At 68.1% G+C, this 16076-nt stretch carries 15 protein-coding genes; 8 read left to right on the forward strand and 7 right to left on the reverse strand.

What is annotated here, in order from left to right; genetic code table 11:
- Nucleotides 1-2: 2 nt before the first annotated feature.
- Nucleotides 3-809: a L,D-transpeptidase gene (locus R2707_08195; GenBank protein MEZ5245059.1), complete on the reverse strand. Its 807-nt coding sequence runs from the start codon at nt 807-809 to the stop codon at nt 3-5.
- A gap of 86 nt (nt 810-895) precedes the next feature.
- Between R2707_08195 and R2707_08200 the strand changes: the two genes are divergently transcribed.
- Nucleotides 896-1705 (forward strand): MBL fold metallo-hydrolase, encoded by an 810-nt coding sequence (locus tag R2707_08200; GenBank protein MEZ5245060.1) that lies wholly within the window; start codon nt 896-898, stop codon nt 1703-1705.
- 23 nt (nt 1706-1728) lie between these two features.
- Nucleotides 1729-2619, forward strand: coding sequence for a glucosyl-3-phosphoglycerate synthase (locus R2707_08205; protein ID MEZ5245061.1), 891 nt, complete (start codon nt 1729-1731; stop codon nt 2617-2619).
- On the opposite strand, the gene R2707_08210 is transcribed toward R2707_08205, so the two are convergent.
- A complete protein-coding gene (locus R2707_08210; protein MEZ5245062.1) occupies nt 2616-3194 on the reverse strand; it encodes a YdeI/OmpD-associated family protein in 579 nt (192 codons plus the stop codon). The genes R2707_08205 and R2707_08210 overlap by 4 nt on opposite strands.
- A gap of 95 nt (nt 3195-3289) precedes the next feature.
- Here R2707_08210 and R2707_08215 point away from each other — a divergent pair, with 95 nt between their 5' ends.
- Genes R2707_08215 through R2707_08225 form a run of 3 tightly spaced genes read left to right on the forward strand, consistent with a single transcriptional unit; the run spans nt 3290 to nt 6555 of the window.
- Entirely contained in the window at nt 3290-3748 is a 459-nt protein-coding gene (locus tag R2707_08215) for a nuclear transport factor 2 family protein (GenBank protein MEZ5245063.1), read from the forward strand.
- 12 nt (nt 3749-3760) lie between these two features.
- A complete protein-coding gene (locus R2707_08220) occupies nt 3761-5500 on the forward strand; it encodes a DUF2207 domain-containing protein (protein ID MEZ5245064.1) in 1740 nt (579 codons plus the stop codon).
- Nucleotides 5501-5526: 26 nt separating this feature from the next.
- Nucleotides 5527-6555, forward strand: coding sequence for a potassium channel protein (locus R2707_08225; GenBank protein ID MEZ5245065.1), 1029 nt, complete (start codon nt 5527-5529; stop codon nt 6553-6555).
- Here R2707_08225 and R2707_08230 read toward each other — a convergent pair whose 3' ends face one another.
- Nucleotides 6556-8454, reverse strand: coding sequence for an alkyl sulfatase dimerization domain-containing protein (locus R2707_08230; GenBank protein MEZ5245066.1), 1899 nt, complete (start codon nt 8452-8454; stop codon nt 6556-6558).
- Between the two features lie 39 nt (nt 8455-8493).
- Here R2707_08230 and R2707_08235 point away from each other — a divergent pair, with 39 nt between their 5' ends.
- Nucleotides 8494-9027: a DUF1697 domain-containing protein gene (locus tag R2707_08235; GenBank protein ID MEZ5245067.1), complete on the forward strand. Its 534-nt coding sequence runs from the start codon at nt 8494-8496 to the stop codon at nt 9025-9027.
- Between the two features lie 3 nt (nt 9028-9030).
- Here the strand turns inward: R2707_08235 and R2707_08240 are convergent, their stop codons facing one another.
- Entirely contained in the window at nt 9031-11781 is a 2751-nt protein-coding gene (locus R2707_08240) for a vitamin B12-dependent ribonucleotide reductase (protein MEZ5245068.1), read from the reverse strand.
- 367 nt (nt 11782-12148) lie between these two features.
- On the opposite strand from R2707_08240, the gene R2707_08245 reads away from it, so the two are divergent.
- Nucleotides 12149-12889: a dihydrofolate reductase family protein gene (locus tag R2707_08245; GenBank protein MEZ5245069.1), complete on the forward strand. Its 741-nt coding sequence runs from the start codon at nt 12149-12151 to the stop codon at nt 12887-12889.
- Nucleotides 12890-12905: 16 nt separating this feature from the next.
- Here R2707_08245 and R2707_08250 read toward each other — a convergent pair whose 3' ends face one another.
- A complete protein-coding gene (locus tag R2707_08250) occupies nt 12906-13286 on the reverse strand; it encodes a LysM peptidoglycan-binding domain-containing protein (GenBank protein ID MEZ5245070.1) in 381 nt (126 codons plus the stop codon).
- 222 nt (nt 13287-13508) lie between these two features.
- On the opposite strand from R2707_08250, the gene lexA reads away from it, so the two are divergent.
- Nucleotides 13509-14135, forward strand: coding sequence for a transcriptional repressor LexA (gene lexA / locus R2707_08255; protein ID MEZ5245071.1), 627 nt, complete (start codon nt 13509-13511; stop codon nt 14133-14135).
- An 18-nt stretch (nt 14136-14153) separates the two neighbouring features.
- On the opposite strand, the gene dapE is transcribed toward lexA, so the two are convergent.
- Both dapE and R2707_08265 read right to left on the reverse strand, forming a co-directional pair.
- Nucleotides 14154-15233 carry a succinyl-diaminopimelate desuccinylase gene (gene dapE / locus R2707_08260; protein MEZ5245072.1) on the reverse strand — a complete coding sequence of 360 codons (1080 nt, stop codon included), beginning with the start codon at nt 15231-15233 and terminating at the stop codon, nt 14154-14156.
- Nucleotides 15234-15251: 18 nt separating this feature from the next.
- Entirely contained in the window at nt 15252-16076 is an 825-nt protein-coding gene (locus tag R2707_08265) for a 2,3,4,5-tetrahydropyridine-2,6-dicarboxylate N-succinyltransferase (protein ID MEZ5245073.1), read from the reverse strand.

Consider the following 16076-nt stretch of genomic DNA (forward strand, 5'->3'; position numbering starts at 1 on the left):
GGCTAGGTCGCGATGATGTCGACGGGCGTACCGACGGGAACCGTGTCGGCGAGCACCTCGATGACCTCGTTCGGGATCCGGATGCACCCGTTGGAGTGGGCACCACCCATCAACTCGGGCTGATTGGTGCCGTGGATCGCGATCACGGGGATACCGCCGCCGAACGTCTCCAACGCCTCGGAGAACCCCGAGAGGCTGAGGATGTGCGGCCCGTAGGCGCTGCCCTCCCACTTCTCGACGAAGTCGTTCACGAAGAAGCTGCCGAGCGGGGTCGGCGTCGTCGACTTGCCGATGACGGCGGTCGTCTCGACCACCACCTCGGCACCGTCCCACACGGTCACCGCCCGCTCGGTCAGATCCACCTGGGCCCGGAAACGATGCGACGTGATGTCGGCGTCGTCGGCGCGGATCCACGCCTCCGTTCCGTTGGGGCGCACGGGGATCTGCACCTTCAGCCAGCGGCCGTCGTCTGACCGGTCGGTGATCATCAGCGCCAGTGGGTTGCCGAAGAAGGTGGGATTGGTGATGGCGAACTCGAACCTGGCCGGTTCCCCGTCGGGTTCGACGAACGCCGCGAGCGTCTCCACCTCGGCGACGATGTTGGCCACGAATGTCTCGTAGGGGTCGACCGGCACGGTCGTCGTGGTCGTCGTGCTGGTGGTCGTCGGGGCGGCGACGGTGGTCGTTGCCGGCGCCGATGTGGTCGTCGTCGAAGCGGCCAGTGCGACCGGGTCGGCCCGATCGGCGCCACAACCCGACACGACCAGCGCGACGAGTACCACGAGCGTCGCGCAGCGTCGGGTCGACATCCTGGTCATCGTAGGGACCATCGGCAATCCTGCACCAGCCATGAACACCGATCGCGGCGGAACCGGCTGCCGCTACGGTCGAACGGGTGGAGCTGATCGAGATCGCCGACCGAATCCTCGTCGCCCAGCGGGCGGCGACCGGGTTCGGGTCGGCCAACAGCGCAGCCATCGTCGAAGACGACGGGATCACCGTGGTCGATGCCTGCACGGTGCCCGCTCATGCCCGCGAGTTCGCCGACGCCCTGGCCACGCTCGGCATCCCCATCCGCCATCTCGTCTACACGTCGCCCCATGTCGACCATGTCGGAGGCAGCTCGGCCTATCCCCTCGCGGCCGTCTACGGCACGCCCGAGACCAGCGCGCTGCTCGATCAGCCCCCGAACGTCGAGTCCTACTGCCATCTCGCGCCCGATCTCTCGGCCGACTTCGCCGGGCTCACCACGCGGCCGGTGACCCACACGGTGCGCGAGGCCGCCTGGATCTCCACCCGGGTCGTGGTCGCGCCGACCCGCGGGCAGACGGGCGAGAATCTGGTCGTCCAGGTGCCCGATGCCAACGTGGTCATCGCCGGCGCGATGGCGACGTTCGGGGTGATACCCCCGTGCTGGGCGGGGGATCCCTCGGAATGGGCCGAACAGCTCGACGTGGTCCTCGGCTGGGGCGCGGTCATCGTGCCCGGCCACGGCGGGGTCGGCGGAGAACGGGAGGTGCGGGCACTGCAGAGCTACCTGCGCGAGGTCGCTCGCACCGGCGAAGGCGGCGCCATGCCCGATGGCGAATGGACGAACTGGAGCAACCAGCGCTTCCACCCCGCCAACCTCGAACGGGCCGCCATGCTCGCGGCCGGTGATCCCGGCCCGCCGCCGACGATCCTGCGGCTCATGGGGATCGGTTGACCGCGTCCTACGCTGGTGCCCACATGACCGAGGTCCGTTGCCACTCCGCCCGCGACTTCCCCCTCTCGATGCTGCAGGAGGCGAAGGGCGATCACACCGTCTCGGTGTGCATCCCGGCGCGAAACGAGGAGGCGACGGTCGGCACCATCGTCGGTGCCATCCACGAGCATCTCGCGTCCGATGACCGACCGTTCGTCGACGAAGTCCTGGTCATCGACGACCGCAGCGACGATGCCACCGCAGCGATCGCGACGGCGGCCGGGGCGACGGTCGTCCAGGTGGCCGACATCCTCCCGGGCTGCGGACCCGGTCGGGGCAAGGGCAATGTGTTGTGGAAGAGCGTCGCCGCCAGCCGCGGCGACCTGATCGTGTGGATCGACGCCGACCTCACGTCGTTCACGCCGGCGTGTGTGACGGGCCTGGTCGGGCCCCTGCTGACCGACCCGTCGATCGCCATGGTCAAGGGCTACTACGAACGGCCCGAGATCGGCGGCACCGGCGGCGGGCGCACCACCGAGCTGATGGCCCGGCCGCTGCTCGCGACCCTCTTCCCACACCTCACCTCGGTTCGCCAGCCGCTCGGTGGCGAATACGCAGCCCGGCGCGACATTCTCGAACAGGTCCCCTTCAGCACCGGCTACGGCGTCGAGACCGGACTCCTCATCGACATCGCGGCCCTCGTCGGGCTCGACCGGCTGGCCCAGGTCGATCTCGGCGTCCGGGTCCACCGCAACCGGCCGCTCGACGAGCTGTCGGTCCAGGCGATGGAGATCCTCCACGTGGCCCTGCGCCGCGCCGGCGTCGAGTGGCGAGCCGAGTGGAGCCATGTGCTCCGCCGCCCCGACCTCGACCCGGTCGAGGCGTTGATCGACGAACGACCGCCGCTCGTCTCGGTCGCGGACTACCGGCGCTAGCGGTCGCGGAAGCCCTTGCCGTCGAGGATCTTCGGCACGCACTTCTCGACTCGCGCCGCCCTCGTCGCCGCCTGTTTCGCGCTCGAGAAGTGCAGGTGGTACTCCCGCTGACGACCGGGCGTGAGCGCTTCGAACGCCTCCTTCAGGATCGGGTCGTCGTCGAAGCGAACCTGGAGTTCCTCGACCGGGACGAGTTCGGGCGCCGGCATCGGCTCGAGGCCCGCCTCCTCGACGGCGATGGCCTCCTCGACATAGGCCGCAACGGTTCGAGCCGATCCGACGACCTCGTCGACCGACGTGAAACACATGCGGCGCGCCGATCGCGAGTTCGGACCCTGCGCCTCCAGCACCCCTTCGGCGTCGCGCAGCAGCGCCCCCTTGAAGAACATCAGAGCCAGGAACTGCTTCATCTCCTGGAGAATGACGATGTTCTTGCCGCCGAGGGAGTAGCAGGGCTTTCCCCACTTCAACTCCTCGGTCAGGCCGCACTCCCGCAGGATCGGCCGCAGCGCCCCGATCTCGTCGGGCCACATGTCGGAGCGAGCGACATACGCATCGATCTCTGGGTTCGCCACGACGAAAGCGTACTCATCGCCGCGACCCGCAGCCGGCGATCTGCAGTCGCGGCGCCACCTGAGCCAGACTCTGCGGACGGGACCAGGAGGATGACATGGGACGTTGGACACGAGAAGAACTCGAAGACGAGTTCGAGAAGTACCAGGCACGGGCATTGAAGGCGGCGACCAGCCACGACTGGCGGGAGTGGGCCGACCAGTTCACCGAGGACGCCACCTACATCGAGCATCACTACGGCACGATCGGCGGCCGAGAGGCCATCTACACGTGGATCCAGTCGACCATGGACACATGGCCCAACACCGAGATGATCTACTTCCCGATCGACTGGTACACCATCGACGAGGACAAGGGATGGGTGATCTGCCGAGTGTGGAACCGCTTCGCCGATCCGGGCGACGGGTCGATCCACCAGGAAGCCAACATCACGATCCTGCACTACGCCGGCAACGGCAAGTGGAAGTACGAAGAGGACGTCTACAACCCGGTCCACTTCGGCGACATGGTCAAGGGATACCTGAAGCGGAAGAAGGAGCTCGCCGAGGCGGAGTGACAGACTGCCCGCATGCGACCTGAACAACGGCGGCGGCTCGATCGGTTCTGGCTGGTCCTCGGCGCGTGCTGCCTCGGCGGGGTCGCCATCGCGGCCGCGTTCATCGGCGACACCGAACGCATCGGCGCGTACTGGGCACACGCTCGGATCGACGCGTCCGGCGACGCACAGGTCGTCGAAGTGATCGACTACGACTTCGGCTCCAACCAGCGACACGGCATCCTGCGGCAGCTTCCGGATGTCCCGACGACGGCCACGTACACGGTGGAGTCGCCGAGCGCGCCCGACCAGTTCCAGGTGTTGCCGTGGTGGTTCGGCACCGAGCTCCGGGTCGGCGACCCCGACTCGACCATCAGCAACCGCCACCGCTACACGATCACCTACCCCCACACCGGTCTGGTCCAGGGCGATCGCGTCGGCTGGAACGCAGTGGGCGACGGATGGACCGTGCCGATCGGCGACATCGAGATCCACCTGACCGCCGAGCGCGACCTCGGCGACGTCGCCTGCGACACCGGCGCCACCGGCGACACCGGCGGCTGCACCGCCGAGATCATCGCGCCCGGCCATGTCGTGGTCCGCCACGACAAGGTCGACCCGGGTGAGTTCCTGACCGTCTACGCAACGCTCGGCGAACCCGTCGCTCCCGTCACCGTCGTCGCCCCGACCGGCACGGCACCCGATCCCGGCTCGGGCTGGAAGGCGCCTCCCGTGATCGCCGCGCTCGCCGCGCTGCTCGGCGCCGCCGCGCTGTCACCACTGATCCGCCGCGCCGGCCGGGAATGGATGTGGGAGGGCGGCACGGTCGACGCCGCGTTCGGACCCGACGACGAGGCCGCGCCCCAGCGACGGGTCGACCACAGCGAACTCCGCGAGATGACGACCATCGAGTTCGAACCGCCGCGCGACATGAGCGCGGCCGTCGGGGGCGTCGTCCATCTCGAACGCGTCCACGACGACCACAAGATGGCGTGGCTCCTCGAAGCCGCCATCCGAGAAGAGATCGAGCTCGATCCGGAGAAGTCGCACCCGACCATCCGTCGCGGCTCGACCCCACCGAACCCGACGGTGGGCAAGGTGCTCGACAAGATGTTCGGCGGATCCACAGTGATCGATCTGGCGAAGTACAACCCGACGTTCACCTCCGGTTGGAACGAGCTGAGCAGCGAGCTCGAGAGCTGGCGTCGCTCCAGCGGCCTGTGGGACGACGAGGGCCGGCGGCGCCGAGGCCGGGCCATCGGGTTCGGCCTGCTCGCGACGATCGTCGGTACCGCACTGCTCGGCCTCGGCGCAGCGATGTCGAATCGCACCGGTGCGGGCTGGTATCCCCTCATCGCGGTCGGTGGCGTCGTCGCCGGGTTCGGCATCGCCGGCATCGTGCGGGCGTGGGAGCTCCGGGTCCGCACTGCGGCCGGCTCCGGCGCCTGGATCCGCATCGAGTCGTTCCGTCGTTTCCTCCACGACTCGGAGGCGCAGCATGTCGAACGGGCCGCCGAGATGGGGCTCCTGCGCCAGTACACGGCCTGGGCCGTCGCGCTCGGCGAGGTCGACCGCTGGGAGAAGGCGGTGGAGGCCGCAGCCGCACAACCCGGATCGACCCTCGCCGGATACCACCACACCAACTTCGCACTCGCCGCCCCGATGATCGCCTCTGCCATTTCCACCGCATCGACCGCACCATCATCCTCGGGCGGCGGTGGTGGCGGCGGCGCCGGCGGCGGTGGGGGTGGCGGAGGAGGAGGCTCATGGTGATGGGCTGCCGCTCCTAAGCTGCGGCCATGCCCACAATCGGAAGGCAGCGCATCCGCACCGCTCGCCGCGACCCGTGGCTCCGATTCCGCGTCGGTGTCGCCTTCCTCGGCCTGGTGCTCGTGGTGGGTACCGGCGGCTACTGGCTGCTGGGCCTCGATCCCATCGATGCCGTCTACCAGACCGTCATCACCGTCTCGACGGTCGGCTATCGCGAGATCGGAGAGGTCAATCATCAGTACGAGGTCTTCACGATCTTCCTCATCCTGTTCGGCACCGGCACGGTGCTCTACACACTCGGTGTACTGCTCGAGACGCTCTTCGAGGGACAGCTCGACGACCAATTCCGGAGGCAACGCATGCAACGCAGAATCGATGAACTCGAGGGCCACGTCATCGTCTGTGGCTACGGCCAGGTCGGCCGGGCGATCGTGTCCGAGATGCACCGTGCGGGAAAGCAGGTGGTGATCGTCGACCATGCCGAGCTCGACCTCGACGAGTTCCCCGAGGGCGTCAACGCAGTGATCGGTGAGGCCACCGACGACGAGGTGCTCGATCGGGCCGGACTCACCCGGGCCGGCACCCTGGTCGTGGCGCTCGACAGCGACGCCGACACGCTGTTCGTGTCGCTCACCGCCCGCTCGGAGAACGCCGACCTGTTCATCATCGCCCGGGCCAACAGTGCCGGCGTGGTCGAGAAGCTCGGTCGGGTCGGGGTGGACCGAGTGGTCAACCCCCACGAGATCGGCGGATCACGGATGGCCGCGATGGTCCTGCAGCCCGACGTCACCGACTTCCTCGACGTGGTGATGCACGACCTCGAACTCGAGGTCCGGATGGCCGAGATCGAGGCGACCGAGAAACGGGGCTACATCGGCAAGACCGTCGCCGAACTCTTCGCCCCCGAGAAGGCGGCCACCACACTGATCGCGGTCCGCCGCCACGGCCGGTTCATCACCAATCCACCCATGGACCTGCGGATCGAGATGGGCGACATCCTGATCGTGCTCGGCACCGACGAACACATCAAGGCGCTCGCCGCGCCCGCCGGGCGCTGACTACGGCTCGACGATCCCGAAGATCCCGCTGAACGAGTCGAGCGCGCCGAGGAAGCTGCGCACCGGGGCATCGTCGTCCACCGTCACACCTTCGGTCGCCAGGAAACCGTCGACGTCGAGTCCGCCGCGCAACACCTCGGCCAGCAGCGCCTTGGTCGTGCGGACGTTGGCGTCGGCCTGCTGGGCTCGCACGCCGGGCCGGTGGTGGATCGCACAATTGTCGATGCCCACCACGTGGTCCTCGTCGACATCGGTGAAGTGCCAGTTCATCTCGAAGCGTTCGCCCTCGAGCTCTTCGGCCTTCAACCGGACACCGGCCACGTCGAGCAGCATCGTCACATCGAGCTCGTCGGTGAGGGATCGGAGTGCGACACCGAGGCCCTTGCTCCCCGTCCGGAGTTCCATCGCCCCCATCAGGTACGAATCGCGCCACGGCCCCGACTCGGCCTGGTAGGCGAGCTGCTCGAAGCTGTCGGCCTGCAGCAGCCGGGCCGCCTCGTTGGTCGGGTCGGCGAACACCAGATGGTTGAGCAGCTCACACACCCAGCGGTAGTCGCCCTCGTCGAACGCCGCCCGGGCCAGCTCGAGGACCCGCTCGGCTCCGCCCATCGACTCGACGTAGCGGGCGCCGCTGTTCTCGGGGGTGTGCGGATGGAGGTTGGCCGGGTTCCCGTCGTACCAGCCGAGATAGCGCTGGTAGACGGCCTTCGAGTTGTGGCTGACCGTGCCGTAGTAGCCCCGCGTGTGCCCCTGGGACGCGAAGCACGCCGGCAGGGTGAGGTCCTCGGCGATCTCGCGGGGCGTCATGCCGTGATTCGCTCGCCGCATCGTCTGGTCGTGGAGCCAGCGATACATGTCGCGCTGTTGCTCGAGGTAGCGGCGGGCATCGTCGTTGCCGAAGCGGGGCCAGTTGTGGGTCGAGAACATCACGTCCATGCCGTCGCCGAACAGATCGATGGCCTCCTGGATGTACTTGCTCCATCCGAGCGTGTCGCGGGCCTGCGCGCCACGGAACGGGAGGGCGTTGTGCATCGTGTGGGTGCAGTTCTCGGCAATGCAGAGCGCGCCGTGATCGGGGAACATGAAGTTCATCTCTGCGGGCGCTTCGGTGCCGGGTGTGTTCTGGAAGACGACCCGCACACCGTCGATCACCAGCTCGGTGCCGGTCAGCGAGATCTCCTCGGTCGGCGCCAGCAGGTCCGACGCTGCACGCGGGATCCCCTTGCCGAGTCCGCAATCGATGTGGCCGGTCGGGCTCATCGGGAGCAGGATGCCGAACTGGTAGAAGGCCCGCCGTCCCATGGCGGCGCCGGCGATGATGTTCTCCGAGACCGCCTCGCGCATGAATCCTTCCGGCGCGAGGATGCGAACGTCGCCGTTGGCCACCGCCTCGTGGTCGGTCACCCCGAGGATGCCGCCGTAGTGGTCGGTATGGCTGTGGGTGTAGATGACCGCGGTCACGGGACGCTCACCGAGGGTGGCGTTGGCGAGATCGAGACACGCCCGGGCCGTGAACGACGTCGTGAGCGGATCGATGATCACCCAGCCGTCGTCGCCCTTGATGAAGGTGATGTTGGAGATGTCGTAGCCGCGCGCCTGCCAGACCCCGTCCGCCACTTCGAAGAGGCCGTGGATGGCGTTGAGCCGGCCATGTCGCCACAGGCTCGGGTGGACGGTGGCCGGCGCCTCCTCCTGGTCACGGAGGAAGTCCCAGTCGTTGGTGTTCCACGCTGGTCCGATCGGCCCGTCGATCACCCCGGTTTCGTGCTGGGCGATGAGACCGCGGGTGGCCCGCTCGAGATCACCCGCGTCGTCGAGGCGCAGGGCCGCGGCATGGGCCTCGTTGACGGCCGCCGTGTGGGCGGAAGCGGGCTTGGGCTGGCGCGGGTCGTCACTCATGGTCGAAGTATTGCCCACACCATCGCTACGGTCGCCACCATGACTCGTCTGGTCGCGCTCTTTCGGGGCATCAATGTCGGTGGACACAACAAGATCCCGATGGCGGAACTCCGCGCGACGTTCGAATCCCTCGGCCACGACCACGTGGCCTCGATCATCCAGAGCGGCAACGTCTGCTTCGATTCGCCGGGCGAGCAGCCGGCGATCGCGGCGGCGATCCGCTCGGCAGTCGCAGAGCGATTCGGCGTCGATGTGCCGGTGCTGTTGCGCAGCGCAGCCGACATCGGCGAGATCCTCGCCGCGCATCCGTTCCCGCTCGGCGAGATCGAGCCCAAGCTCCACCACGTGATGTTCCTGGCCGACCCGGCACCGGCCGATGCCGCCGAACTGCTCGGCGACCACTCCCCCGACGAGTTCGCGGTCATCGGCCGCGAAGTGCACGTCCGCTATCCGCAGGGATCGGCCCGCAGCAAGCTCACCAACGACCTGGTCGACCGACGGCTGGGCACGATCGCGACGGCACGGAATCTACCGACCTGCCAGAAGATCGCTGCGGCGCTCGGCGCCCGCTGATGGTCAGCTGCAGCCGCTGGTGGTGCCGCAGTCGCCGCAGACGTAGCAGGCACCGGCACGCTGCATCGGCACACCACATGTCATGCAGAACGGCGCGTCGGCGGCCGCCGCGGGCCGGGGGGCCGGATCGCGCGGGATGTCGAGACCCTGCTCGCTCCGGGTGACCTGCTCCTCGACGCCCGGCAAGGTCGGCTGAGTGCGCTCACCCGTCGTGAGGATGCCGAGCCCGACTCGCTCGTCGTGACCCAGGTACATGACCGCCAGTTTGCGGAACAGATAGTCCATCAAGCTGTTGGCGATCCGGATGTCGGGATCATCGGTCATGCCCGCGGGCTCGAAGCGCATGCCGACATACGCCTCGACGAAGGCGGACAACGGCACGCCGTACTGGAGGCCGTGGCTCAGCGAAATGGCGAAGGCATCCATGATCCCGGCCAGGGTCGAGCCCTGCTTCGAGACCCGCATGAAGATCTCGCCCGGACGACCGTCGGCGTATTCACCGACGGTCACGAACCCCTTGCAGTCGGCGACACGGAACTCGAAGGTGCGTGACGCCCGCGACCGCGGCAGCTTCTCGCGAATCGGCTCGTGCACGATCTTTTCGACCACGCGCTCGACCATCTGGGCGGCCGGGCCACGGCCGGGCGCGGCCTCACCATCGCCGTTACCGGCCGACATCGGCTGGGCGACCTTGCAATTGTCGCGATAGAGGGCCACGGCCTTGAGACCGAGTCGCCACGACTCGATGAGCAGGAGCTCGATCTCCTCGATGGTCGCCGCCTCGGGCAGGTTCACGGTCTTGGAGATGGCCCCGGAGATGAACGGCTGCACTGCCCCCATCATCTTGACGTGCCCGAGGTGATGGATCGGGTCGGCACCGAGCGAGCAGGCGAAGACCGGGAGATGGGCCGGATCCAGCCCCGGTGCACCGAGCGCACTGTGGTGCTGATCGATGTGGGCGACGATCGCCTCGACCCCGGCGTCGTCGTAGCCGAGGTTGCGCAGGGCCCGCGGCACCGACTGGTTGACGAAACTCATGGTGCCGCCGCCCACGAGGCGCTTGAACTTCACGAGCCCCAGATCGGGCTCGACCCCGGTGGTGTCGCAGTCCATCAGCAACCCGATGGTCCCCGTCGGCGCGAGCACGCTGGCCTGGGAGTTGCGCACGCCGACACGACGGGCCCCGTCACATGTCTCGTCCCAAGCGAGGCGGGCGGCTGCGAGGATGCGCGTGGGAGCAGTGTGCTCGTCGATGGCGGCCGCTGCCTCGCGGTGCTGGTCGAGGACTGTCAGCATGTGTTCGCGGTTCTCGTGATACCCCTCGAAGGGCCCCATCCGCGCCGCGAGCTTCACCGATGTGGCATACGCCCCACCGGTCATGAGCGCGGTGATCGAAGCGGCCACGACACGGCCCTCGTCGGAGTCGTAGGGCAGTCCGAGGGTCATCAGCAGCGCGCCGAGGTTGGCGTAGCCGATGCCGAGCTGGCGGAAGCGTCGACTCGTCTCACCGATCTGCGGGGTCGGGTAGTCGGCGTTGCCGACGAGGATCTCCTGAGCCGTGAACAGCACCTGCACGGCGTGGGCGAAACCGTCGACGTCGAAACCGTCGGCGTCCTCGCCTTCGGTCAGGAAGCGCATCAGGTTGAGCGAGGCGAGATTGCACGCGCTGTCGTCGAGGTGCATGTATTCGCTGCACGGATTGCTCGCGTTGATCGGGCCGGTCGCGGCGGCCGTGTGCCAGCGGTTGATGGTGGTGTCGAACTGGATGCCGGGGTCGGCGCACTGCCATGCCGCGTCGGCGATCTGGTGGAAGAGGTCGCGGGCCCGCACGGTCTCGACCACGGCGCCGTCGCCTCGGGCGGTCAGGGACCAATCGAGATCGTCGACCACGGCCTGCATGAAGTCGTCGGTGACCCGCACCGAGTTGTTGGCGTTCTGGTACTGGACGGAGTGGATGTCGGCCCCGTCGAGCGACATGTCGAAACCGGCGGCCTCGAGGGCGCGGGCCTTGCGCTCCTCCTTCGCCTTGCACCAGATGAACTCCTCGATGTCGGGGTGATCGGCGTCGAGGATGACCATCTTCGCCGCCCGCCGGGTCTTGCCGCCCGACTTGATGGTGCCGGCCGACGCATCGGCGCCACGCATGAAGCTCACCGGCCCGCTGGCGGTCCCGCCGCCCTGGAGGCCCTCTTTCGAGGAGCGGATCCTCGACAGGTTGACGCCCGCCCCGCTGCCGCCCTTGAAGATGCGGCCCTCCTCGGCATACCAATTGAGGATGGAGTCCATGGTGTCGTCGACCGAGAGGATGAAGCAGGCCGACGCTTGTTGCGGTACTCCGTCGACCCCGATGTTGAACCACACGGGCGAGTTGAACGCAGCTTTCTGGGTGATCAGGAGATGGGTGAGTTCGGCCCGGAAGTTCTCGGCCTCGGCATGGTCGGCGAAATAGCCGTCGCGCTCGCCCCAGTCGGTGATCGTTGCGACGATCCGACCCACGACGTCGCGCAGCGAGCGCTCGCGCTCCGGGGCTCCGAGGGTCCCCCGGAAGTACTTCTGGGCGAGAATGTTGGTCGCGTTCTGGCTCCAACTCGCCGGCACCTCGACACCGAGTTGTTCGAAGGCGACCGAACCGTCGCGGTAGTCGGTCAGCCGTGCGTCGCGGACCTCCCATTCGACGGCATCGAAGGGATCGATCCCGGCCGTGGTGAAGCGCCGGGCGATACCGAGAACGGCCTGGTCAGATGCGAGCGCCATGGGACGGGGTCCTTTCGGGGGCCGCCAGCGCCGAGCACCGCGTGGCCAGAAGTCGAGACTGCCGTGCGGACGGATCGACCCGGGTAAGAGGGCGACACCGTTGGCGCCGTTCTCCCCACACCCCCCGGCGCAGGGCCCCCAAGGAGCGATTCGACTCTGTGCGAGACGTTTGCCACCACCATCCTGGCGACCCGTACCGCACGGCAGCGAGCACCCTACGGGGATGCCCATGTGGACCAAAAGGGGAGCGCATGTGGATTCCTGGTGGAAATGGTCGCCACCGTCCACAGATCATCCCCATCGCGGTGGACAACCTGCGCATGACCGCACGCAGGGGTGGCCTGCACACGGGTAGTGTCCGAGAACCGTGCGCCAGCTGCTCCCCCATCCCATGGACGATGTCGACCCGCTCGACCTCTATCTCGCCGACGAACGACCGCCGCACGCCGACCGCCCGTGGCTGATGACCAACATGATCGCCAGCATCGACGGAGCGACCACCATCGACGGGGTGAGCGGCGGCCTGGGTGGCGCCGGAGATGCGGCGGTCTTCCGGGCCGTTCGCGCCAGCTGCGACTGGGTTCTGGTCGCCTCGGGCACCGCGGTCGCGGAGCGCTACCGCATGCCCCGGACATCGGACGAACTCATCACCCGCCGCAGTCGGTCGGGACGGACGCCGGCGCCCGGTCTCGCCATCGTGACGGCCAGCGGGCGCATCGACCCTTCGATCCCGGCGTTCGCCGATCGCACCGCCGACCAGCAACGACCCCTCGTGATCACGGGCCAGGACGCCGACGGCGACGCACTCTCGGCCCTCGACGCAGAACTCGTGCGGCTCCCCGGCGCGTCTCCCGAACCACACGCCGTGCTCGCCGAACTCATGACGAGAGGGGCCCGCGTCGTGCTGGCCGAGGGCGGCCCGAGCTTCAACGGGCTGCTGCATCGCGCCGAGGTGATCGACGAGATGTGCCTCAGCCTGGCGCCGACGATCGCGGGCGGCGAGTCCGAACGGATCGTGGCCAATGGCCCGGACCTCACGGTCTCGATGCATCTGGATCGTCTCCTCGAAGAGGACGGCACCCTCTTCGCCCGCTACGTGCGGGCGTGATCGGGCGCCGACGCCGTCAGTCGACGAGGTCGCCCGGGATCCGCAACAGCTGACCCGGTTGAATCGCAGCGCCACCGGCGATCTCCGTGAGCTCCGCGACGAGAGGCCGCAGATCGGCGCCGTCGACGAGTGAGTCGGCGATCGTCCACAGCGTGTCGCCCGGTTGCACGACGACCAGCACCGCCTCGGCGGCCTGCGCCCGGGCCGTCGGTGTGGCATCGGCCTGGCGACCGAACGATGCCAGGCCCAACACCAGGCCGAGAACGATCGCCACGGCGACGAGTCGGCGCCGTCGGTAGACCTCGGGGCTGACCACGGGGCGGGCCGGACGGGCGGCATGTGCATCGGCCGGGCCGGTGGCGATCATGGAGGGCTGGGAGATCAGTGCTGCGGTCATGTCTGGAGTGTGCTCCTGGGGTGTGACACTCGCCGGGGGAAGCGGCCCGTCGGTGTCGTGGGATGAGGTATTTCGAAGAGGTACTTGACGCCGAACGAATGTTTGGCGAACATGTGTCCGGCGAACAGCCGTTCGTCACAGTCAACCCGAACACCTGTTCGTTGTCAACAACTCATCCACAGGAAACCCCCAACCCGGGGGCAACCGGCACCGGAGGCGGACATGTCCGACACCCTCACCCCTCGTCAGCGTCAGATCCTCGACATGATCGTCGAGCACCAGAACGACCGCGGCTACCCGCCGTCAGTGCGCGAGATCGGTGAGGCCGTGGGCCTGCGCTCCCCCGCCACCGTCAAGTCACACCTCGACAATCTGCGAGACGCGGGCTATCTCGTGCGCGATCCGTCGAAGCCGCGCGCCATCCAGGTGCACTACAACGGCGGTGCCTCGACCGCCGATCGTCGGCCGGTCAAGCACGTTCCCCTCGTCGGTGATGTCGCCGCCGGCACCGATGTACTCGCCGAACAGAACATCGAAGAACTGGTGCCGATGCCGGCCGACCTCACCGGCGGCGGCGAGCTGTTCATGCTGCGGGTGCGCGGGGAGTCGATGATCGAACTGGGCATCTTCGACGGCGACTATGTCGTGTGCCGCAGCCAGGACGACGCTGCCGACGGCGACATCGTCGTCGCCGGGATCCCCGGCGAGGAGGCCACGGTGAAGACCCTGCGCCGCCGCGACGGTCAGGTCGTGCTGGTGCCGGCCAACGCCGCGCTCTCGGAGATGGTGTTCGCCCCTGACGACGTCCGGGTCTTCGGGCGCGTCGTCACGGTGATGCGCAAGCTGTAGTCCTTAGCCGTTCGCGGCTCAGACGCCGCGGGTCAACAGATCGAGCAGCGCGGCGTGGGTGTCGATCAACCACTGCCGCTCGACGTACTCGTCGGCGGTGTGCGCGAGCGTGGCGTCGCCCGGCCCGAAGTTGCTGGCCGGGACGCCGCGCTCGGCGAAGAACGCCACGTCCGTCCAGCCGAGCTTCGCCCGGACCTCGAGCCCGCTGCGGTCGACGAGAGCTGCCAGCAGCGGGTCGTCGAGCCCCGGACGGGCGGCGGGTGACGCGTCGACGATCTCGAAGATGTCGTCGTCGGCAAGGGCCGGATCGAGCAGGTCGCGCAGGAAGGCCTCGGCCTCGTCGACGGTCCGGTCGGGGGCGAACCGATGGTTCAGCCGGATCACGGCCCGATCCGGCACCACGTTGCCGGCCACCCCACCCTCGACATGGACGGCCTGAAGCGCCTCTCGATACGTGCAACCCTCGATCACGGGCTCACGTGGATGGTAGGTCTCCACGATCGTCAGCAGGAGCGCGAGCCGGTGGATGGCATTGCGACCCATCCACGGTCGGGCGGTGTGGGCTCGGGCGCCGACCAGGGTGATCTCCACGCGCATGGTCCCCTGGCAGCCGGCCTCGATCGCGCCGAGCGTGGGTTCGCCCAACAGGGCGACGTCGCCCTCGAGCAGGTCGGGACGAGTCGCCTCGATCTCGCGCAGGCCGTTGTGGATCACCGCCACTTCCTCGCGGGCGTAGAACACATAGGTGACATCGATCGCCGGCTCGGTCACGGTGCGGGCGAGCTCGAGCATCGTGGCGATCCCACCCTTCATGTCGGTGGCGCCCACCCCGTAGAGGCGGTCGCCGGCGATGTGCGCACCAGCGTTGCCATCCGGCGGGACGGTGTCGGTGTGACCGCCGAGGACGATGCGACGCTCACGCCCGAGGTCGGTACGAGCGATCAGATTGTCGCCGATACGGGTCACGTCGAGATGCGGGAGCGAGCGCAGCTCGGCTTCGAGCGCGTCGGCGATCGCCTGCTCGTGATGGCTGACCGACGAGATGTCGACCAGCGCGGCGGTGAGCGCGAACAGATCGGCGGTGGGCAGCACGCTCATCGACACGCCAACATGCAATCAGGTCGCGGCGCCGTGGTCACGGAGAATGTCGTTGAGGGCCGACTTGTCGTGGCGCTGTCCCTCGGTCAACCGCTTGATGACGAGCACGGCGGGCAGCCCGAACTCGCCACCGGGGAAGGTCCGCGGCCGAGTGCCCGCAACCGCCACCGACCATGGTGGAACCACGCCACGCGAGATCTCCTCGCCCGTCTCCACGTCGATCACCGGAATCGAACCGGTGAGCACCGCGCCGGCACCGAGGACGGTGCCCTCGCCGACACGAGCGCCTTCCGCGACGATGCAACGGCTGCCGATCATGCATTCGTCCTCGATGATCACCGGCGCCGCCTGGGCCGGCTCGAGAACACCGCCGATGCCGACGCCACCACTCAGGTGCACGTTCTTTCCGATCTGGGCGCAACTGCCGACGGTGGCCCAGGTGTCGACCATCGTGTTCTCGTCGACATAGGCACCGATGTTGACATAGCTGGGCATCATCACCACGCCGGGGGCTTGGAAGCTCCCCCAACGGGCCTGGGCGCCGGGCACGACGCGCACCCCACGAGCCATGTAGTTCGACTTCAGCGGGATCTTGTCGGCGTATTCGAACGGCGCGTTCTCGATGGTCGCCATCTTCGAGATCTTGAACAACAGGAGCACCGCGTACTTGCACCATTGGTGGACGATGACGTTGCCATCGGCGCCGACCTCGGCGACCCGGGCGGCGCCGGTGTCGAGCTGGTCGATCGCCTCGTGCACCGTGGCGATCACCTCCGGGTCGTCGACATCGATCGTGTCGCGGGCGTCCCAGATCGCTTCGATACGAGATTGCAGGTCAGACAT

The organism is Acidimicrobiales bacterium (assembly GCA_041394245.1).
Lineage (GTDB): Bacteria > Actinomycetota > Acidimicrobiia > Acidimicrobiales > Aldehydirespiratoraceae > JAJRXC01.